18 protein-coding genes are annotated in these 21,463 nt (G+C 53.3%); all 18 read left to right on the top strand.

Features of this window, described 5'->3' with window-relative positions; all coding sequences use genetic code 11:
• Nucleotides 1–246 precede the first annotated feature (246 nt).
• A complete protein-coding gene (gene plsB, locus VV867_RS24390; RefSeq protein WP_328567779.1) occupies nucleotides 247–2,739 on the top strand; it encodes a glycerol-3-phosphate 1-O-acyltransferase PlsB in 2,493 nt (830 codons plus the stop codon).
• A gap of 195 nt (nucleotides 2,740–2,934) precedes the next feature.
• A complete protein-coding gene (locus VV867_RS24395) occupies nucleotides 2,935–3,402 on the top strand; it encodes a low molecular weight protein-tyrosine-phosphatase (RefSeq protein ID WP_328567780.1) in 468 nt (155 codons plus the stop codon).
• A gap of 13 nt (nucleotides 3,403–3,415) precedes the next feature.
• A complete protein-coding gene (locus VV867_RS24400) occupies nucleotides 3,416–5,644 on the top strand; it encodes a polysaccharide biosynthesis tyrosine autokinase (protein ID WP_328567781.1) in 2,229 nt (742 codons plus the stop codon).
• Between the two features lie 94 nt (nucleotides 5,645–5,738).
• Nucleotides 5,739–6,239: a transcription/translation regulatory transformer protein RfaH gene (gene rfaH / locus VV867_RS24405; protein WP_328567782.1), complete on the top strand. Its 501-nt coding sequence runs from the start codon at nucleotides 5,739–5,741 to the stop codon at nucleotides 6,237–6,239.
• A 304-nt stretch (nucleotides 6,240–6,543) separates the two neighbouring features.
• Nucleotides 6,544–7,656 (top strand): polysaccharide pyruvyl transferase family protein, encoded by a 1,113-nt coding sequence (locus tag VV867_RS24410; RefSeq protein WP_328567783.1) that lies wholly within the window; start codon nucleotides 6,544–6,546, stop codon nucleotides 7,654–7,656.
• Complete coding sequence (locus VV867_RS24415) at nucleotides 7,653–8,942, top strand: oligosaccharide flippase family protein (protein ID WP_328567784.1); 1,290 nt, start codon at nucleotides 7,653–7,655, stop codon at nucleotides 8,940–8,942. The genes VV867_RS24410 and VV867_RS24415 overlap by 4 nt, the downstream gene beginning before the upstream one ends.
• Nucleotides 8,939–9,922, top strand: coding sequence for a nitroreductase family protein (locus tag VV867_RS24420; RefSeq protein WP_328567785.1), 984 nt, complete (start codon nucleotides 8,939–8,941; stop codon nucleotides 9,920–9,922). Before VV867_RS24415 ends, VV867_RS24420 begins: the two co-directional genes overlap by 4 nt.
• Complete coding sequence (locus tag VV867_RS24425) at nucleotides 9,919–11,196, top strand: hypothetical protein (RefSeq protein WP_328567786.1); 1,278 nt, start codon at nucleotides 9,919–9,921, stop codon at nucleotides 11,194–11,196. Before VV867_RS24420 ends, VV867_RS24425 begins: the two co-directional genes overlap by 4 nt.
• Nucleotides 11,197–11,224: 28 nt before the next feature.
• Entirely contained in the window at nucleotides 11,225–12,220 is a 996-nt protein-coding gene (locus VV867_RS24430) for a glycoside hydrolase family 5 protein (protein WP_328567787.1), read from the top strand.
• A gap of 26 nt (nucleotides 12,221–12,246) precedes the next feature.
• The gene (locus VV867_RS24435; RefSeq protein WP_328567788.1) at nucleotides 12,247–13,437 is read left to right on the top strand and encodes a glycosyltransferase family 4 protein; all 1,191 of its coding nucleotides are present in this window, start codon (nucleotides 12,247–12,249) and stop codon (nucleotides 13,435–13,437) included.
• A gap of 6 nt (nucleotides 13,438–13,443) precedes the next feature.
• Nucleotides 13,444–14,544 carry a DUF1972 domain-containing protein gene (locus tag VV867_RS24440; RefSeq protein ID WP_328567789.1) on the top strand — a complete coding sequence of 367 codons (1,101 nt, stop codon included), beginning with the start codon at nucleotides 13,444–13,446 and terminating at the stop codon, nucleotides 14,542–14,544.
• A gap of 53 nt (nucleotides 14,545–14,597) precedes the next feature.
• The gene (locus VV867_RS24445) at nucleotides 14,598–16,013 is read left to right on the top strand and encodes an undecaprenyl-phosphate glucose phosphotransferase (protein WP_328567790.1); all 1,416 of its coding nucleotides are present in this window, start codon (nucleotides 14,598–14,600) and stop codon (nucleotides 16,011–16,013) included.
• Between the two features lie 216 nt (nucleotides 16,014–16,229).
• Nucleotides 16,230–16,505, top strand: a complete 276-nt coding sequence (locus tag VV867_RS24450; protein ID WP_116423005.1) for a hypothetical protein — start codon at nucleotides 16,230–16,232, stop codon at nucleotides 16,503–16,505.
• 133 nt (nucleotides 16,506–16,638) lie between these two features.
• Entirely contained in the window at nucleotides 16,639–17,745 is a 1,107-nt protein-coding gene (locus VV867_RS24455; RefSeq protein ID WP_328567791.1) for a polysaccharide biosynthesis/export family protein, read from the top strand.
• A 24-nt stretch (nucleotides 17,746–17,769) separates the two neighbouring features.
• A complete protein-coding gene (locus VV867_RS24460; RefSeq protein WP_328567792.1) occupies nucleotides 17,770–18,429 on the top strand; it encodes a YjbF family lipoprotein in 660 nt (219 codons plus the stop codon).
• Nucleotides 18,426–19,193: a capsule biosynthesis GfcC family protein gene (locus tag VV867_RS24465; protein ID WP_442965051.1), complete on the top strand. Its 768-nt coding sequence runs from the start codon at nucleotides 18,426–18,428 to the stop codon at nucleotides 19,191–19,193. The genes VV867_RS24460 and VV867_RS24465 overlap by 4 nt, the downstream gene beginning before the upstream one ends.
• A complete protein-coding gene (locus tag VV867_RS24470; RefSeq protein ID WP_328567794.1) occupies nucleotides 19,190–21,286 on the top strand; it encodes a YjbH domain-containing protein in 2,097 nt (698 codons plus the stop codon). Before VV867_RS24465 ends, VV867_RS24470 begins: the two co-directional genes overlap by 4 nt.
• Before the next feature lie 85 nt (nucleotides 21,287–21,371).
• On the top strand, nucleotides 21,372–21,463 hold a 92-nt coding region (locus tag VV867_RS24475), incomplete at its 3' end, for a hypothetical protein (RefSeq protein WP_328567795.1).

Genomic DNA, 21,463 nt, shown 5'->3' on the forward strand with positions numbered 1-21,463 from the left:
ACCCGCTCCCACAAATGCCGCCGGGACTATAGGAACCGACGGGCGGCAGTGCAAGATGGCGACTGTGACGAAAAAGTACGTCGCCGTGCATGAAATTTTTTTCAGGAATGCTGCCATCCTTTCAGGGAGAAGGCGCCGCGGCTGGTCCCGGGCCAGCCTCCCCGCCCTTTTGCCGGCGGTGCCGTTGCGGCACACTAGCGTCCGCTTGGTCGCCACCGAGCCCCGTTAAACTGCCTGCGAGCCCGTATGCCCCGTTACCCGTTCCGCCGCTTCGGTTTTGGCGTCCTGCGCCGCCTGCTCTACCTCTGGGTGCGCTCGGAAACCATCAACCAGTCGTCCCTGAGCCTGAAGATCGACCGCAGCAAGCCGGTGCTCTACGTGCTGCAGCAGCCTTCGGTGAGCGACCTGGCGGTAGTCGACACGGAATGCCGCAAGGCCGGCCTGCCGCGCCCGGTGATGCCGGTGGCGGTGGGCAGCAGCATCGAGCCGGCGGCCTTCTTCTACCTGACGCCGGAACCCGACTGGCTCGGCCGCCAGGACAAGCGCGGGGCGCCGCCGGCGCTGGTGCGGATGCTCGCGGCCATCGGCCAGAACGGCGTGGACGATGCGCAGATCGTCCCGGTCAGCGTGTTCTGGGGGCAGTCCCCGGACAGCGAGAAGAGCGCCTGGAAGCTGCTGTTCGCCGACAACTGGGCGGTGACCGGGCGCCTGCGCAAGCTGGCGCGCATCCTCATCCTCGGGCGCAAGACGCGGGTGCAGTTCTCCGCGCCCATCCACCTGCGCGAGCTGGTCGACCAGGGCAAGGGCCAGGAGCGCACCCTGCGCATGGTCCAGCGCATCCTGCGGGTGCACTTCCGCAACCAGAAGACCGCGGTCATCGGCCCGGACCTCTCGCACCGCCGCACCCTGGTCAAGGGCCTGCTGCGCGCGCCCCTGGTGCGCCAGGCGATCCAGGAAGAGGTCGACACCCAGCACATCCCCCAGGAAAAGGCCGAGGCCCTGGCCCTGCGCTACGCCAACGAGATCGCCGCGGACGTGTCCTACCCGGTGATCCGCTTCCTCGAAGTCACCCTCACCTGGTTCTGGAACAAGCTCTACGAGGGCGTGCGGGTCAACCACATCGAGCGCGTGCAGGACGTGGCCCAGGGCAACGAGATCGTCTACGTGCCCTGCCACCGCAGCCACATCGACTACCTGCTGCTGTCCTACCTGCTGTTCCGCAACGGCCTGACGCCGCCGCACATCGCCGCCGGCATCAACCTCAACATGCCGGTTGTGGGCTCCATCCTGCGCCGCGGCGGGGCCTTCTTCATGCGCCGCAGCTTCAAGGGCAACCAGTTGTACACCGCGGTGTTCAACGAGTACCTGCACACCCTGTTCAGCCGCGGCTTCTCCACCGAGTACTTCGTCGAAGGCGGCCGCTCGCGCACCGGGCGCATGCTGCATCCGCGCACCGGCATGCTCGCCATCACCCTGCGCAGCTTCCTGCGCGACTCGCGCCGGCCGATCGTCTTCGTCCCGGTGTACATCGGCTACGAGCGCGTGCTCGAAGGCCGCACCTACCTGGGCGAGCTGCGCGGCGCGGCGAAAAAGAAGGAATCCATCTTCGACCTGTTCAAGGTGGTGGGCGCGCTGCGCCAGCGCTTCGGCCAGGTGTGGGTGAACTTCGGCGAGCCGATCCACCTGGACAGCTTCCTCGACCAGCACGAACCCGGCTGGCGCAAGCAGGAACTGGCGCCGGAATACCGCCCCGCCTGGCTGCCGGACGCCACCAACCAACTGGCCCGCGAAGTGGCCCGCCACCTCAACGACGCGGCGGCCATCAACCCGGTCAACCTGGTGGCCCTGGCGCTGCTCTCCACCAGCCGCCTGGCCCTGGACGAACGCGCCCTGGAACGTGTGCTCGACCTCTACCTGGCGCTGCTGCGCAAGGTGCCCTACTCGCCCAGCGCCACCCTGCCCGACGGCGACGGCAAGGCGCTGATCGAATACGTGAAGAGCATGAACCTGCTGTCCGAACAGAAGGACGCCCTGGGCCGCATCCTCTACCTGGACGAGCAGAACGCCGTCCTCATGACCTACTACCGCAACAACGTCCTGCACGTGTTCGCCCTGCCGGCGCTGATCGCCAGCTTCTTCCAGAGCAACGCGCGGATCAGCCGCGAGCAACTGCTGAACTACACCCGCGCGCTCTACCCCTTCCTGCAGCAGGAACTGTTCATCCGCTGGGACCTGGACCAGCTCGACGCCGTGATCGACCAGTGGCTGGCCGCGCTGGTGGAGCAGAACCTGCTGAAGCAGGACGGCGACGCCTACGTGCGCCCGGCCCCCAGCTCGCGCGAATACGTGCTGCTGACACTGCTGGCCCGCGCCATCACCCAGACGCTGCAACGCTTCTACATGGCCATCGCCCTGCTGCTCAACGCCGGCCAGCGCCAGCTCAGCGCCGAGGAGCTGGAGAACCTGTGCACCGTCATGGCCCAGCGCCTGTCCATCCTCCACGGCCTGAACGCCCCGGAGTTCTTCGACAAGACACTGTTCCGCAACTTCATCCAGGCCCTGCTCGAACAGCGCGTGCTGCGCAAGGACGAGGCAGGCAAGCTGAGCTACCACGAGAAGCTCGGCGAAGTCGTCGAAGGCGCCGCCAAGCGGGTGCTGCCGGCGGAGATTCGCCTGTCGATCCGGCAGGTGGCGTTGGAACGGCCGCCCCAGGAGGCCCCTCAGGCAAACGCCGAATAGGCATCCCCCTCCCCCGCGGACAGCCAGCCGACAAACGGCTGTCCGCGCTGTAAGGCAGCAACGGCATGGCACATGGCCACGCCTGGAAGAATCTGAAACTCGTCACATTCCGATTGCCAGCCTTGACTCAGAAAGCCCCGACTCTTACATTCCCCGCCTTCATACATACACGTCTGTAGGATCAAGGAAGTCCCTGTGTTCAAACGGATTCTGGTCGTCTGCGTCGGCAACATATGCCGCAGCCCTACCGCAGAACATCTGCTGCGCCAGCGCCTGGCCGGCAGCGACATCCAGGTCAGCTCCGCTGGCCTCGGCGCCTTGGTCGACAAACCCATCGAAAAACATGCCCTGGCCGTTCTCCAGCAACACGGCGAGGAGCCGCACGAACACCGTGCCCGCCAACTGACTTCCAGCCTGCTGCGCGAATCCGACCTGGTCCTGGTCATGGAAAAGCGCCACCTGCAAGGCGTCACCCAGATCGCCCCGGAAGCCCGCGGCAAGACCTTCCTGCTCGGCAAGTGGCAGGAAGACCTGGAAGTCCCCGACCCCTACCGCCAGAGCACAGCCGTGTTCGAGCACGCCTACGCGCTGATCGAACAGGGCGTCGACGCCTGGGCCAAACGCATTCGCCCGAACCGCCAAGCCTCACTGACGAAGAAGTAAAAGAAGCACGCCCATGCAACAGCAAGCCCCGGTAGCCATTCACGACAAAGACGATGACGAGATCGACCTGCTAGGTCTGCTCGGCACCCTGATCGACCACAAATGGCTGATCGCCGGCATCACCGCGGGCTTCATGGCCGTGGGCGTTGCCTATGCGCTGCTGGCTACGCCGATCTACCGGTCGGATGCGATCGTGCAGGTGGAGCCGAAGAAGCCGACCATTCCGGGGTTGTCGGATATGGGGGATCTGCTGGGGGCGCAGTCGGAGGCCATTACCGAGATTCAACTGCTGACTTCGCGTGCGGTCATTGGCAAGGCGGTGGATAGCCTCAGGCTGAATATCGTTGTGGAGCCGTCGCGGTTTCCGGTGATCGGGGGCTTCTTGGCTCGACATTTCAGTCCGGAGACTCCGGATGAAATCGCGACACCGCTGTTCGGCCTGAGCCGTTTTGGCTGGGGCGGGGAAGAGCTGAATATCTTCCAACTCGATGTGCCGGAAAATCTCCTCGAAGAGGATCTGACACTTATCGCCGGGGAAAACGGCACCTTCACCCTGCTTGATGATGATGACAATGTCCTTGTGCAGGGCAAGGTAGGTGAGGCTTACGACCGGAATGGCGTGAAAATCCAGGTTGAATCCCTACACGCCAACCCGGGTACGCATTTCAATGTGATGCGCGAGCGTCGCCTGACCACCATCCTGCGCTACCAGGACAACCTGAACGTAAGTGAGACTGGCAAGGAATCCGGCATCATCAGCCTGTCGCTGGAAAACGATGAGCCGGCCCGCGCTCTGAAAGTATTGGACGAGATCAGCAAGCTCTATGTCCGGCAGAACGTGGAGCGTGCCTCCGCCGAGGCAGCTTCCAGCCTGGAATTCCTGCGAGGCCAACTGCCCGATGTGCGCCGCGAGCTGGAAAAGGCCGAGGATGCCCTGAGTGCGTACCAGACTAAATCCAAATCCGCGGACATCAGCCTGGAAACCAAGGCCCTGCTGGACCAGATTGTCGCCCTGGACACCAGCATTTCCGAACTCAAGCTGCAGCAAGCCGAGATGGACCGCAAGTTCACCCGCCAGCATCCGGCCTACCAGGCCCTGCAGAAACAGATCGGTGAACTGACGTCCAAGCAGAATGGCCTGTCGCACAGGGTAGAAGGCCTGCCGGAAACCCAGCAGGAGCTGCTGCGCCTCACTCGCGATGTGGAGGTCAGTACCGCCATCTATACGCAATTGCTGAATAAGGCTCAGGAGCTGGACGTAATGCGCGCCGGTGCCGTAGGTAACGTGCGCATCATCGATACTGCAGACGTCGACATTACCAAACCGGTCAAGCCCAAGAAGCCTCTGGTTGTCCTGATGGCCACCCTGCTCGGCCTGTTCTTCTCCATAGGGTTGGTACTTCTGCGCAAAGCCCTTAATCGCGGCATCGAAACGCCAGACGCCATCGAGCAATTGGGTCTGCCCGTCTATGCCTCGATCCCCTATAGCGTTCTGCAGAAGGCCGAGGAAGACAGACGCGACAAGGGCCGCGGCCGCGCAGCCAAGGCAGCTCCTCTGCTCGCCATCAGCCACCCCACCGACCTGGCCATCGAGTCCCTGCGCAGCCTGCGCACCAGCCTGCACTTCGCCATGCTGGAAGCCGGCAACAACCGCCTGATGATTTCCGGTCCCAGCCCCGCGGTGGGCAAGACCTTCGTTTCCTCCAACCTGGCAGCCGTCATCGCCCAGACCGGCCAGCGCGTGCTGCTGGTGGACGTGGACATGCGCAAGGGTTACCTGCACAAGGTGCTCAATAGCGGGGAAGAGAATGGCCTGTCCGACATCCTGGTCAAGCGCTGCGACTTCAACACCGCTGTGCGCACCACCGAGATCGAGGGCTTCCACTTCATCCCGCGCGGCCAGATCCCGCCGAACCCGTCCGAACTGCTGATGCACCCCAACTTCACAGCCTTCCTCGAAGAGGCCAGCCAACAGTTCGACCTGGTGATCTTGGATACCCCGCCGCTGCTGGCAGTAACCGACGCTGCCATCGTCGGCCGTCAGTCCGGCACCAGCCTGATCGTCACCCGCTTCGGCCTGAACCCGGCACGGGAAATCGAATTGACCATCCGCCGCTTCGCACAGAACGGTATCGAACTCAAGGGCGCCATCTTCAACGGCGTCGAGAAACGTGCCTCGGCCTCCTACGGCTATGGCGGTTACGGCTATTACCACTACGAATACAAATCAGACAAAGCCTGATTGAGGAAGGGCCAAGGAAGGCCTTATCCATATACCCGTCCGCATAGCGGACATGAAACGCAGCAGGAGCAGTCAGCCCTGCAACGAGGGAATCATGCCGGACGCAACCGGAAAACGCTGGTATCTGGTCCAATGCAAACCACGCCAGGCCCCAAGGGCCTTGGAGCATCTGGAACGCCAGGGATACGAGTGCCTGCTCCCAATGCATCAGATCGAGCGTCTGCACAAGGGACAGTTGCAGCAGCTCAGCGAACCTCTGTTTCCGGGCTATCTCTTCATCCATCTGGATAAAGTGGACGATAACTGGTTGCCCATCCGCTCTACCCGTGGAGTGAGCCGGATCGTCAGTTTCGGTGGCCATCCAACCTCGGTGCCTAAGATCGTCATCAGCCAACTAGCCAATCGACAGGCTCCCATGCTTCCCGCCTTGTCACAAGGTGATCAGGTTCTGATAGATGATCCCAACCTACAACAACTAGAAGCTATATTTTTGAGTAAGGATGGAAACAGTCGAGTACTGCTTTTGCTCAATCTATTACAACGAGAGATCACTATTAGTTTCCCTATCGATAGATTGAGGAGAAGAGATGTCTGAACCGCAAGCACAAAAACCTCTAATTGCCAGACATCGAGTAGACTCCAGAGAGTCTTGACTCCATAAGAAGAGCTGCTCCCACATGCAACTATTGCAAACAGGGAAAAGCAAGTAAATACAAGGAACAATGAAAGCTCAGAGCTATCCATAGCCCGCTGAAATCTTCTCAAACTTTTATGCCTCTGCACCTATGAATAAAGCAGAGCTCCTATCGTTCTCGATGTTATTTGCGTCCTCAGGAATTCTGACCGTAAATCCTGGGGCGGTAGCGTTCCTTTATTATACCTAAGATTGGCAGCACCTTATGAAAATAGGCATACTCACGATCCATAACGCCAAAAATTTTGGTGCAGTCCTACAAGCATACGCACTCCAACATAGCGTTGGATCAGAATTTGAAGATGTAAAAGTAATCAACTACAACAACCCCCACATCTCAAGCAGCTTAAATATAGTTCGGCCAGCCAGGTCTATAAGTTCCATCAGAAGAACAGTACTCGATATTATTGAATTTCGAAGCAGACAAAAAGCATGCAAGGAGTTTAAAACCTTTATCAACAAATACTTGAAGGTCACCACCCCATTTCATAAAGGGGAAAAACCTGAAGAAGAATTCGACATCTACCTTCTAGGAAGCGACCAAGTTTGGAATCCAAACTGCATATCTTCCACCTCAACACTCGACTCAACTTACTTCTTCGATTTTGCCCCAAAACACTCGCTCAAAGCATCTTATGCGGCCAGCGCTGGCGCACATATATTTACCGAACAAGAAGCCACCAAAGTTCGCTCTCTACTACACGATTTCAAACATATTGGAGTGAGAGAACTCGAACTAAAGAGACAAATAGAAAAATCATTTAACCTAAAAGCATCTGAAGTATTAGATCCGACCCTATTACTTACATCCGAAGAGTGGAGCCAAAAGTTTGATCTTGAGCAGAAAAACGATCAACCTTATATGGTTTCTTACTTTGTAAACCGGAAGAACTCATTTTACAACGACATCCTGGTCAGAATCTCCAAAAAGCTAGAGCTTCCCATCATATCAATTAGCCCGGGAATACTCCCTGATAGGTCAGCATCAAAAGTATATAAAGACGCAGGCCCTTTGGATTTCATGAGACTAATCAAAAATTCTTCATATGTGGTAACTGATTCTTTTCATGGGGTGGCATTCTCATTGATCTTTAAAGTCCCTTTTTCTGTGACATCTCCAGGAAAGAGTGTAATCCGCATAGAAAATCTTCTTAGCAAACTGGGATTACAGGAGCGGGTAATACATCCCGAAAGCCATCAGGACTTTATACAGACTAACATCTCTTACTCAGAGGCCTCGATTAAATTAGATCAAGAGAGATTCAAGTCCAAGCAATTCCTGTCCTCAATACTCGCAGCTCAGCCAAATAATAAATGAATATTTCCCTCGCCTTGAAGGCAATATCGTTACTTTGGCTAAGCTCTGCGTTTGGCGCCGCACTGGGTTTCTTCACTCAGGTTATTCTAGCCAGACATATGGGGCCGACAATGTATGGTGCATTTTCTGCATCGCTGACTATTGTGACGCTGCTTGCTCCCCTAGCAGGGTTCGGCTTACCAGCATTCTGGCTAAGAGTATTCGGCGTAGAAGGCTGGAAAGCTAGGAGATGGCTGCCATCAGGATTCAAGCTTTTAACTCACAGCGCCATTTTAATCACAGCCCTAGTCATACTCTGGTCCTTTTTTTTTGAAACCAGAGAAACAGTTCAAAGATCGCTAACCCTTCTCACTCCCTTTCTTGTATGCCAAGCAATCATCGAACTAGTCGCCTCAAAATATCAACTTGAGGAAAACTACAAAAAGCAGGCGCTATGGCAAACCACCCCTCATGCAATGAGACTGCTACTGATAGTAGCAGCCACATTAATCTATAACGAACTCAGTGTAGAACTTGTTTCGTCTGTGTATTCAGTCGTTTCACTCATCTACATCTCTATTGGTGTAGTTCAACTCAAGAAAATGACAGCTGACGGATTCAAGCTGAAAGGTCATGGCCCGCGCCCCACTCAGAGAACACAAGTAACGATACCAAGTATTCGTGACTCTTACTCACACGCCTGGCCTTTTGGAGTAGCAATTCTATTTCATCTAATTTATTATCAAAGCAATATAATATTGCTTCAGCGCCTAGATGGAGACCATTCCGCAGGTTTATATAGTGTCGCCTTTGTAGTAATTAATGGAATTTATCTTTTACCAAGTGTCATCTATCAAAGATTTTTGATAGCAAAAATTCATCGATGGTCATACAGCGACAGACCCCTGTTTAGAAAAGTATATACACAAGGCAATTGGGCTATGGCGGGACTGGGTATTGTAGCTGCTATAGCACTTTACTTTTTATCGCCAGTCCTGATACCGGTAATATTCGGGAGCAGTTACGAGCCCGTGATAAATATTTTACAACTCCTTTCCTTGGCTGTTCCCCTACGTTTTGTCGCGATGAGTGTAGGTGCCACACTTGTCACGCAGGAGCATATGCGTACAAAGGTGCGATATATGGGGGCTGTTTCAGTGATTAACGTCATCCTAAATTTTATAGCTATCCCTCGCTATGGGATCATCGGTGCAGCAGCAGTAACAGTTGCAAGTGAATTGATCTTGGTTTCGCTTTACTTTTTTGCCGCCCATCGTCATGTTTTCAAAGAGCACCAACTTGTATGAACAAGATTAAAAGACAACTCAAGGACATTCTTCGCCCAGCAAAATATACCGTCAATAGTGCCATAGGCTATCTATATGACTATATTCGACTAATAAGGCACGCGGGATGGGTGAGTGTAGAAACCCCTTCCAAGAGAGATTATAAATCTTCCAAAATATATCACCGTCTAGAAAAAAGCCTGAGCTTTCCCAATCGCCGTAAAAATTCTGGCAAGGACGCGGTTGATGATCTCAATTATTTCCTTGAAAAACACAAAACGAGCAAGGAATATCCAACATTTCATGAAAGAATTGCGAACAACGTTCTACAGCAATTCTTGACCCAAAACGCCCCTGAATACAGTGAGCCTAACAAAGAGGCCACTTTAGACATAGCCACTGAATTAAAACCCTCAGAGCTAGGAGGTGTCTATAACATAGACTCTCTCAGCATGATTAACGGCACCTTGGAAGACCCAGAAGGCTTCTTCAATACTCGATATTCTGTGCGCGATTTTTCAAGTAGAAAAGTATCTGTAGAGACGGTACTACGCGCTATAAAGATGGCCTTAAAAACTCCTTCGGTCTGTAATAGACAAGCTTGGCATGCTTACATAATAGATGATGCCAACACCATAAAAGAAGCACTTAGCCATCAAAATGGAAACAAGGGCTTTGGGCAAAAAATACCGTTCTTATTAATATTATCAAGCGATCTACATGCTTTTGACATGCCCGAAGAAAGATATCAGCACTGGATTGATGGCGGAATGTTCTCAATGTCCGTAGTGCTGGCATTACACTCCCTCGGACTAAGCAGTTGCTGTCTAAACTGGAGTAAATCACCGCTCTCGGACATCGCATTTAGAAAGAAGTTTAAAATAAAGAAAAGCCACACAATCCTGATGATGTTAGCGGTAGGATACGCCGCAGAAAACCTGAAAGTCTGCCAGTCCCAGCGGAAAAGTCTAGAATCTTACTATACAACTTTAAAAAAATGATGGAATATAAATCCTCGTTTTATAGAAAGTGGGCGATATATCTCGCAATTGCCGTATTTCCAATTATTGAATGCATCCAAGGCTTCATATTCCAAGGTGATACTTCAAAGGCGTTCACAAACATTCTCGCTGCCCTACTCATTATTGCCTTTTTTCTATTAGCCCCCTCGTCATTCAGCCTAAAAAACACTCATAGTGTCCTGCTCGCAGTACTAGTTTCTATATTCTTGTTATTAACCTCAAGCAAGGGAGTCATTTCGGGAAACCTGCAATATGACTTCTTTGCCATTTTACGTTCGATTATATTAGGATTTGCAACCTATTCAATTGCATATGCGATACCAGACCAGAAGAAAATAAAGATACTGCAAAACTCAGCCATCTATGCATGGCTCTTTGTTACATTATCCATCATTCTTTCTGGGTTATCTGGTATCGGCCTATACACTTATGAAGAATTTTCTGCCGGCCACAAGTTTTATTTCCCCTCAATAAACGAGCTAACCTTTTTCTATATAGCCTCCTTCATCGTAATTTATACTCTTTCCTCTTCAACTCTCCAAAAATACGCCACGACATTGGGAACGATAATTTGCTTCAGCATTATCGGCAACAAGGCTTTTATTCCACTATTAGCGCTAGCCTTTTCATTACTAATATTTTTCAATTCCTCAAGACTCACAAGATACATTTACGCCGGTCTTCTATTACTAATCCCTCTCATTTTTATTGCGGCAGATCTACAATACGACATAATAAGCACGATAACTGACGGCATTGTACTTATTCTCTCAAAGTATAGCTCTGGTGCAGAAAAATTCTCAACAAAACTTAGTTATTTAAACTTGTTCAGCGCATTAATTAGTGAACGAGACATGCTGGTTGGAATAGCTATAGACTTGTATCAGAAGTGCTATGACTCTATTGATACAATAATCGGATTAAACCTTTCCGAGTATGGAAAGGTTTATGGCTTAAAACGGGGAACATATTTTTCATTCTCAGAAAATGACGTCGTTGACATATTTATGTCTTATGGCCTTTTAGGGCTTGTCATTTTCACACTCATTGCAACAAAGCTATACAGAAAAGAATCCGTTACCCTAAGTACAGCAAGCCTAAAAAAGACATTAATAATATTATTTGTCGCTAGCGGCGCCCTTACAGGCCATATCTACTTATTCGGGCTCACATGCTTTGTCTTTTCACTATATTGCGGACTTCTATCAAGAAGACAAGCAAAAGCAGCACTCCCGCAAACAAATGAAAATTAAATTTCTCACATTTGCAACAGGTATAGTGATGGCAATAGCAAGTCACTATGCCCTTAGCTCAGAGTTCTGGAAAAGCCCACACAAGGGGTTTAATATTCATCCCGACATAACCACGGCTGAAATCCTAGAAATTAAAAGCCTCGGCGCAAGCATTGTTAGATTAAGTTTTGATACGGTTTCGCTGATAAATAAACACCCCCCATACAACATTAATCAAGAAGCGATATCTCGTCTAAACGAGATAATAAAGCTTTGCGAAGATCAGGATCTATTCGTAATACTTGATCTGCATACTGCACCAGGTCTGGAAAGTAACTTCACCACTACGCCCAATGATAGCCTTTGGCGCTCCCAAGAAAAACAACACATCCTGATCGAGGCGTGGAGGGATATCGCGAAGCAGTATAAATATAGATCTAGAGCATTAATAGCCTATGACATTCTCAATGAGCCATCAATGGCTGAAGGCTATCACGTTGGCGGGCATGGAGACTGGAATATACTGGCAAATAAAATAGTAAGTACCATTCGGCAATACGACAAGAAAACTACTATTTTAATTGAGCCAGCTGCAAAACTAACCTCCAACGGAAAGCTCAATACAAGAGCTGAAGCCATGGATGATCTAACGCCCATTGAAGATAGGAATATCGTATACAGTCCTCACGTCTACACCCCCCTTCAATATACCCATCAGGGAATAGGGCTGAAAAACTTTAAAAATCGTACCTATCCCGGTTTTTTTGAGAATGAATATTGGGATAAAGAAAAACTCCGAGAGGCATTGAAGCCAATCAGAGACTTCCAAACAAAGTACGACGTAAATATATTTATTGGTGAGTTCAGTGCAATAAATGGTGCACCAGGTAGAGAGGCATATCTTCGCGATTTAATAAGCCTGTTTGACGAGTACCAATGGGGCTGGACATACCATGACTACAGCAATTCAAAATACTGGTCTCCCAAATCTGAATTCAGCAACGATGACCATACCCTGCTTCTTTTGAAGAGAAGTTTCAACTAAGAAATGGAACACCCATGAAGATAATCATGGCCGGCCAGAACTACCACATCACCGGCGGGTCTGACCGTGTGCTTTTGGATGAAATTTCATTATTAAATTCGATGGGACACTATGCCATTCCCTTTGCAGCAAGCAACCCGAAAAACCTACCAAGTGAGTTTGAGGCTTTTTTCCCCAGCGACGTGAACCTGAAAAACCCAAGCATTAAGGATGTAGCCCGATATATCTATAACCCTCAGGCAAGGAGGGAACTTTCTAAGCTGCTTCACCACTTTAATCCAGACTTGGTTCACTGCCACATATATTATGGAAAACTATCAGCCTCAATAATATCCGAAATAAAACGCAGGCAGATCCCGCTAATACAGACATTACACGAATATAAATCTGTCTGTCCTACATACACGCTAACTAAAGATGACATTCCCTGCGAAAGATGTTCCGGGTTTCGCTTTTATAATGCAACTTTAAACCGCTGTAATAAAAACTCTTTAGTTAGATCGGCAATTTCTACTTTAGAGTCCTACACCAGCCTTGCCCTTGGCTCAATTTCGAAATTCGATCATTTCATCTCTGTTAGTGATTTTCTCCGGGAAAAAGTTATTTCAATGGGCGTCCCAGAAGAAAAAGTAACCACCATTTATAACTTTACAGAGACTGAAAACATCACTCCCAACTACACGCAAGGTAATTATTTTCTTTACTTCGGCAGAGTGGAGAAAATCAAAGGCATCTATACTCTAATCAGTGCCTTCGAGATGACGCCAAATCTTAATCTTATTGTAGCAGGAAATGGCGCAGAACTTTCATCCGCAATGAATTACTGCAAGAAGAAAAGCTTAAACAATATAAAGTTTTTGGGCTTTCTTCCTAAGGAAAAAATAAACAGTTTATTAAATAATTGTATTGCCACGATTGTACCTTCAATGTGGTATGAAACCTTTGGCCTGACCATTACAGAGTCTTTCGCTTATGGTAAACCTGTCATCGCCTCAAAAATAGGGGGGATTCCAGAGGTTGTATCAGATGGAGAGGACGCCTTATTAGTCTCACCAGGCGACGTCGAAGGTTTAATAACTGCAATTATTAAGCTAGATAGTGACAGAAACTCTGCAGTGGAAATGGGAAGGCTTGGACGCGAAAACCTAGAGCGGAAATTCAACAAGCAGGCCCACTACCAAAAATTAATTGACTTATACAAACGACTGGTAAATTAATTTCAAATGAAAGAGCTTTATATTCTCGGCACTCGAGGAATTCCCGCAGAACATGGCGGCTTCGAAACTTTTGCGGAGCATCTTTCAATCTTCCTCTCGAAGAGAGGTTGGAAAGTCCACGTCTACTGCCAAAAAAACTCTGGCGGCGATATTTATGTTGACCAGTGGCAAGGTGTGCATCGAATAAATATCCCTGTCAATGGTGATGGAACGCTAAGTACCATCATTTTCGACTGGAAAGCCACACGAGATGCGATGAAGAGAAATGGAATTTTTCTTACATTAGGCTACAATACCGCCATATTCAATATCCTTCAGAGAATAAAAGGACAAACTAATCTCATAAACATGGATGGTATTGAATGGCACCGGGCAAAATGGGGCCGTATCGCTAAAACCTGGTTCTGGCTTAATGAAAAAATCGGATGTTATGCCGGCAACCATCTAATTGCTGACCACCCTAATATAAAGGCACATCTGTCCCGGACGGTACCCGACAAAAAAATAACAATGATCCCCTACGGGGCCGAACTCATCGCCACCTCCGACGAAACAGAGATCTCTCATTACGGAGTGTCTGCTCGAAATTACTCCATTATCATTGCTCGAGCCGAGCCGGAAAACTCAATACTCGAAATCGTCAAGGCCTTTAGCAGAGAACGAAGAAACCATAAACTTCTGGTACTTGGTAACTACTCGACGTCCAACCCTTACCATTGCATGGTACAGAATGCGGCGAGTGATGAAGTTTTGTTTCCTGGGGCAATTTATACGCCGACCATAGTGAAAGCCCTGCGCTACTTTAGTCGCTTCTATATCCACGGTCACACAGTAGGTGGAACTAACCCCTCTCTAGTAGAGGCGCTTGGCGCTGGTAATGCGGTAATCGCACATGACAATCCATTCAATCGCTGGGTGGCAGGGGAAGGCGCGATGTTCTTCAAGACGGAAGACGACTGTGCAAAAATTTTTGGGACTCTGCTTCCTGATATCAAGGCCAGTTTTTGTATGGGAGAGTTTAGTAAATCGCAATTTCTCCTACGATTTACCTGGGAGCAGGTATTACAGGACTATGAGAAATTACTTAACTCTTGGTACCCTCAATAACTTTCTACTTCATCTCACTCTCAACGCCCCTTGTTACTGCAAGGAGACAGATAATGAACGGCATGGATCGCGGAATACTGCGCCCCCATCAGGCGACAATTTCTGTACTACAGAGACTCCTTGACTTCTTTGTAATACTTTTCAGCATGGGAATTTCCATCAAACTTAACTCAATCCCCCTAAGCTATGCTCCGACAGTAGCCACACTTCTTTCATTAGTTATCTTCTATCTCCTAAGTGACTTCTCTCATTTGTACAACTCTTGGCGTGGAGAGCGTATCAGTGAAGAGCTAAGAAAGGTAGGTGGCACATGGGCACTCAGCTTTACAACAGTATTTCTCGCTGATTATCTACTATTGGCAACACCACTACTTGATGATGCAGTTATGCTGCAATGGTTCGCCCTATCCCTGGCGCTGCTGTGTTGTTATCGGGTTCTACTTCGAACTTCATTGAATGCTTTGCGCCGGCGTGGTTTCAATACTCGGACAGTGGCAATTGCCGGCGCAGGACCTTTAGGTCAGAGACTGGCCGGAAATATTGCTAGCGCCCCGTGGATGGGGCTAGACCTACTGGGCTTCTTTGATGATAAACGGCGCGACCCCGTACGGATTGCAGGCAGCAAGATTAAGCTTCCAGTTTCCGGATCACTAGAGGACCTAGTAGAGCAGGCTCGCTCCGGTCAAATAGACAGAGTATATATAACATTACCGATGCGCAGTGAAGCACGCATCAAATGGCTTACCGAGAAGCTCAGTGACACGACAGCATCTGTCTATATTGTTCCTGACGTATTCATTTTTGAACTTCTACATGCCCGTAGTCAGAATATCAATGGCGTGCCTACAATCAGCATATTTGATAGCCCAATGACCGGCGCCAATAGCGTCATCAAGAGGGCAGAAGACATAGTGCTTTCCGCTGCCATACTGGCAATCATTGCGATTCCTATGACTCTAATCTCCTTGATGATAAAACTGACCTCCCCAGGACCTATCTTCTTCCGTCAGAAAAGATATGGTATTGATGGAAGATCAATCGAGGTATTGAAATTCCGTAGCATGCGGGTCATGGAAAACGATGGAAATGTAGTACAGGCAACTCGGGGAGATACTCGCATAACACCAATCGGTGCTTTGCTGCGCCGGACCTCTCTAGACGAACTCCCTCAGTTCATTAACGTTCTACTTGGGGATATGTCTATTGTTGGTCCCCGCCCGCATGCCGTTGCTCATAATGAACACTATCGTGGAAAGATTGATAGTTACATGCTTCGCCACAAGGTAAAGCCCGGCATTACAGGCTGGGCTCAGATTAATGGCTGGCGTGGAGAAACAGATACTCTAGATAAGATGCAAAAGCGTGTTGAGCACGATCTAGCCTATATCCACAACTGGTCCCTCTGGTGGGATTTGAAAATTGTTTTTCTCACGGTGTTTAAAGGATTTATACACAAAAACGCCTATTGAGAGCACCAAAGGCTGAAAAGCGCCGGAGTTCTAGTTGTAGTAGTTCAGGACACCCCGTCGAGCTCACCGCTCCCAAGGACTGGAACGAGTTGCGGGCTGCTCGCTGAACGAAATAGGATTACTTCAGCGGCGCCGGGGCTTTTCTGCTTGCGCTGGCTTCGTGCCAGCCTTAACCTTCCTTCTTTCTGAAGGAACGACCCCACAAGGAGTCTTAACGTGAAAAAACTGCTGACGTTCGCCGCTCTGGCGACCCTGAGCATGCCGCTGCTGGCAGCGGAAGAGCCGGCAAACCCGCCGGCCTCCTCCGAGCCACTAACCCTGTCCACCCCGGTTGCCGGCGGTGTCACCGTAGGTGGCGCCATCGGTATCGGTGCTGCCGTAGTGGCAGCAGGCGTTGCCGCTTCCAACAGCGGTGGCGGTGGTGGCCACGACGGCACTCCGGGTACTACCGGCACCACTGGTACCACTGGTACTACCGGCACTGCTCGCTGATTCCAGCCTGTAGCTGTTGGACCCTGCCGCCGCCTCGGCAGCGGCAGGGTTATCTCCAGCCCCCTTTAAACCCCGTTCACGGCTCCCGGCTCATCGGGCGTTGCCGTATCGACTTGCTGCGTAGTTCCTTCTCATGATTCGCTCTTTATCCGTTGCCGTTGTCGCCGCTCTTTCGCTCCAGGGCTGCATGTTCGCCCCTGGCCAGAATATGGACACCAGCCGCATCGTTCGTGATGACTCCGCCGAGAGCAGCCGCGTCGAGCTGGTGCAAATCACCCCCAAGCTGCTGGCTGTGAACGCCGCGACGGAGATTGATGGTCGTGTTCCACCTGAGTTGCTTAACTATCATCCTCAAGACTATCGCATCGGACCAAGCGATCTGCTTTACATCACCGTTTGGGACCATCCTGAATTAACTGCACCATCTGGACAACAACAGCAGATCGACGCTAATGGTCGCTTGGTTCGTCCCGATGGATCCCTTTTCTATCCTTATATTGGTCAGGTCAGGGTCGCTGGTCGAACCATAGAAGAAGTCAGAAATGAAATTTCCAGTCGGCTGGCGCAATACGTCGAAACACCGCAAGTTGACCTGAATGTACTGCGCTTCGCCAGTCAGAAAGTGATTGTCAACGGCGCCTTTAATAAGTCTGGTCCCCAAGCCATTACCACTGTTCCTCTAAGCCTGATGGAGGCTATTAGCACCGCAAGCGTGAACACTGGTTCCGCCGACCTCTCCAACATGGTCCTCAAGCGCGATGGCCGCGAGTACAAGCTCAATCTCGACGCGCTCAACGACCAACAGCAAAGCCAACTGTATAGCGTCTACCTGAAGGACGGCGACCAGATCTATCTGCCCTACAACGACCGCAAGAAGGTCTACCTGATGGGCGAGGTGAACAGTCCGCGCGCCATCACCTACAAGACTAAGTACCTGAACCTGGCCGATGCCCTGGGCAGTGTCGGCGGCCTGAACCAGGCCAGTTCCAACGGCAAAGCCGTCTATGTGATTCGCGGCGTCGAAGACCTGGAGCGCGAACCCGCCAAGGTCTTCCAACTGGACGCCCAATCGCCTACCGCTTTCATCCTCGCCCAGCGCTTCAACCTGGAGCCGCAGGATGTGGTCTATGTCGGCCCGGCTGGCGTTACCCGCTGGAACCGCTTCATCAGCCAGTTGGTGCCATCTACCACCATTCTTGGTACTGGCGCCAACATCAAGAACGACCTGAACGACGAATAAACCACCGAACTCAGGTCAACCGACGTGAAACTCCTCCAATTCGCCGCCCTGGCCGGGGCGGCCTTGTCGCTATCCGCCTGCAACCCGCTGATGCAGGCGTCGTGGGATACCCTGCGCGCCGCCACCCAGGGCCCGAAGCCGCTTGAGCTGACCCAGGCCCAGGTGGATGCGGTGCCCTACTACCAGATCAAGCTGCAGACCCAGGGCGGCGAAGCCGTGATGGCGCTGGTGCGCCAGCAGGGCGACCTGCAGTACTGGCTCGCCTCTACCCGCCAGGTGCTGATGATGCGAGATGGCCTGGTGGTACGCACCACCGGCTTTGGCGACAACCTCGTCGGCACGCGTCTGGGTGCGGACTCGCCCTTCCACACCGGCCTGCACAAGCTGGCAGATGGGCAGCGCAGCGAGCGCTGGATCGACCTGGCGAGCGGCTATCGCCTGGGTATTCCCGTGCAGAGCAGCTTCCACAAGGTCGGCCTGGAGCGCGTAAGCATTCTCGAGCGCGACTACGACCTGCTGCGCGTCGATGAAGACATCCGCGCGCCGCTGCTGGGCTTCAGCGCTACCAACAAATACTGGGTCGACCCCAGGGACGGCTTCGTGATGCAGAGCCTGCAACAGGTCACGCCCGACCTGCAGGTTGCGATCACCCAGCTGCGCCCATATCGGGGGGCAGGCAAATGAGCATGCGCCTTCTCGCCCTGATTAGCCTGCTGCTGGTCGGCCCCGCCATGGCCGGTGACTCCGTCGAAGTTCGCGGCGATGCGGCCAAGCCCGGCCCCGTGGCCATCACCTCGACGACCCGCCTCGCCGACGTCTTCCGTGCCACCCAGGTCAATGCCGAGGGCTATTGGCTGGGTGCCGCGTGGCTGCAGTCGAAGCTGCTGCCGGAGCAGAAGCGCCTGAAGGCCGGCATTCTGTTCGATCTGTCCATGCTGCAACAGAAAGCCCTGCTGGACGATCAACCCGCGCTTTCCAGCCTGGCCAAGCGTCTCTACGACCAGGTCGCCAGTCAGCCGGTCAGTGGTCGGCGTCTGCACCTGATGGACCCCGTCGAGGTGGAAGTCACCCCGGCGCAGAACAGCCTGGTGGAGCCCGGCGACATTTTCATTTTCCCCACCCGGCCGAGTGCGGTCCGTGTGCTGGGAGCCGTGGCGACCGACTGCTATCTGGCCTATGTGCCGATGCAGCAGGCACGGGACTATTCCGCCGCGTGCCCGTCGCTGCCGGAAGCCGATCCCGACTATGTCTATCTGATCCAGCCGGACGGTCAGGTCAGCCGCCTCGGCATCGCCCTGTGGAACCTCCAGGAAGGCATGTCCGCCGCGCCGGGGGCAACCATCCTGGTACCGATCAAGGCGGCCGGACCGGATAGCGCCGTCCCGGACCTGAATGAAGAAATGGCCCAATTCATCGCCACCCAACCGTTGTCCGAGGTGGCGCAATGAAGCTCCGCTATTCCTTCTGCCTGCTGCTGCCCTGGGCCATGGCCCATGCCGAACCCCGCGACACGAGAAACGACTTCGGCATCATGGGGTTGATGCAGACGCCCACGGCGCGCATGGCACCGGCAGGGGACGTCGCAGTCACCGCCAACCGTGTCGATCCCTATTCGCGCTACAGCTTTGCCCTGCAGCCATTCGACTGGCTGGAAACATCGTTCCGCTACACGTCCGTCAGCAACCGTCGTTACGGCGCCGAAGACTTCAGTGGCGACCAGAGCTACAAGGACAAAGCGGTAGACGCCAAATTCCGCCTGCTCCAGGAAAGCCGCTGGACACCGGAATTAGCGGTAGGTGCGCTGGACATCGGCGGTACCGGCCTGTTCTCCAGCGAATACTTCGTTGGCAACAAGCGATTCGGGAATTTCGACCTCAGCCTGGGCATCGCCTGGGGCTACCTCGGCAACCGCGGTGATTTCAGCAACCCACTCGGCTGGGTGGACGACAAGTTCGATGATCGTCCGATCCCCACCAGCGATGTAGCCAATGCCGGTTCCTTCGATGCCAGCAACTATTTCCGCGGCTCCCCCGGCATCTTCGGCGGCGTACTCTGGCAAACCCCTTGGGATCGCCTGGCGCTCAAGCTGGAATACGACGGCAACGACTACAAGCGCGAACCGCTGAGCAACAACCAGGACCAAAGCTCCCCCATCAACCTCGGCTTCGTCTTCAAAGCCAGCGACTCGGTAGACCTGACCGCCGGCTGGGAACGTGGCAACACCGCCATGTTCGGCATCACCCTGCACACCAACTTCGCTTCCCGCTCGGCGCCGGCCAAGACCTTCGACCCGCCGGCCGAGCCGCTGCCGGCCAAGGCGCCGGACCTGCATCCGGACCAGGTGGACTGGGCGAACGTGTCCAGGCGCCTGCAGAACAACGCCGGCTACAAGGTCGAGCGCATCGCCCAGCGCGACAAGGAAATCGTCGTCTACGGCGAGCAGACCCGCTACCTCTACCCGCCCAAGGCGGTGGGCCGCGCGGCGCGCATCCTCGACAACAGCGTGGATGACGACATCAAGTACTTCACCGTGGTGGACAAGCGCTACGACCTGCCGGTCATCGAGACCAGCGTGCCGCGCGAGACCTTCCGCGAAGTGGTGAACAACGACCGTCCGCTGGACGACCTGCGCCGCGGCACCGAGAGCAACTGGCCGTTGCCGCACCAGGAAAAGGTGCTCTATACGCAGAAGCCGGATCCATTCAGCTACGGCCTCGGCCTGGGCTACAAGCAGAACGTCGGCGGCCCTGATGGCTTCCTGCTCTACCAGTTCACCGCGGACCTGAACGGCGAATACCGCTTCACCCCGGATACCTGGTGGAGCGGCTCGCTCAGCGCCAACCTGCTGAACAACTTCGATAAGTTCAAGTACGACGCGCCCAGCAACCTGCCGCGCGTGCGCACCTACCTGCGCGAGTACTGGACCACCTCGGACGTGACCATGCCGACCTTCCAACTGAACAAGGTCAGGCGCCTGGACGAGGACATGTACGGCATGGTCTACGGCGGCTACCTGGAGTCGATGTTCGCCGGCGTCGGTGGCGAGCTGCTGTATCGCCCGCTCAACGAGCGCTGGGCCATCGGTGGCGACCTCAACTACGTGCGCCAGCGTGACTTCGAGCAGGACTTCGGCCTGCGCGACTACAAGGTGCTCACCGGCCACGTCACCGGCTACCTGAAGACCGATTTCCAGGACGTGCTGGCCGCGGTCAGCGTGGGCCGCTACCTGGCCCGCGACTGGGGTACCACCATCGACCTGTCCCGCGAGTTCAGCAACGGCGTGCGCTTCGGCGGCTGGGTGACCCTCACCACCGCCTCCAAGGAAGAGTACGGCGAAGGTAGCTTCGACAAGGGCATCTACGTGTCGATTCCGTTCGACGAGATCATGAGCAGCTCGACCATGCGCCGCGCCAACCTGGCCTGGGCCCCGCTGACCCGTGACGGTGGTGCGCGCCTGGGCCGCAGCTACTCGCTGTATACCCTTACCGACGGGCGCAACGTCGACATGTTCGACGGCAGCTTCAGCAAGATCACCGAATAGCGCTCCCCTGCCGATACGAGCTGCAGAACTCAACCTCTGCGGCTCGTATCGGCTGCCTGGACTCTTTCTGATAAGGATATTTCCCTTGACCATCCTCGTGACCGGCAGCGCCGGCTTCATCGGCGCCAACTTCGTTCTCGACTGGCTGGCAGGCAATGACGAAAAGGTCATCAGCCT

This window comes from Pseudomonas sp. JH-2, assembly GCF_036231725.1.
Classification (GTDB): Bacteria; Pseudomonadota; Gammaproteobacteria; order Pseudomonadales; family Pseudomonadaceae; genus Pseudomonas; species Pseudomonas delhiensis.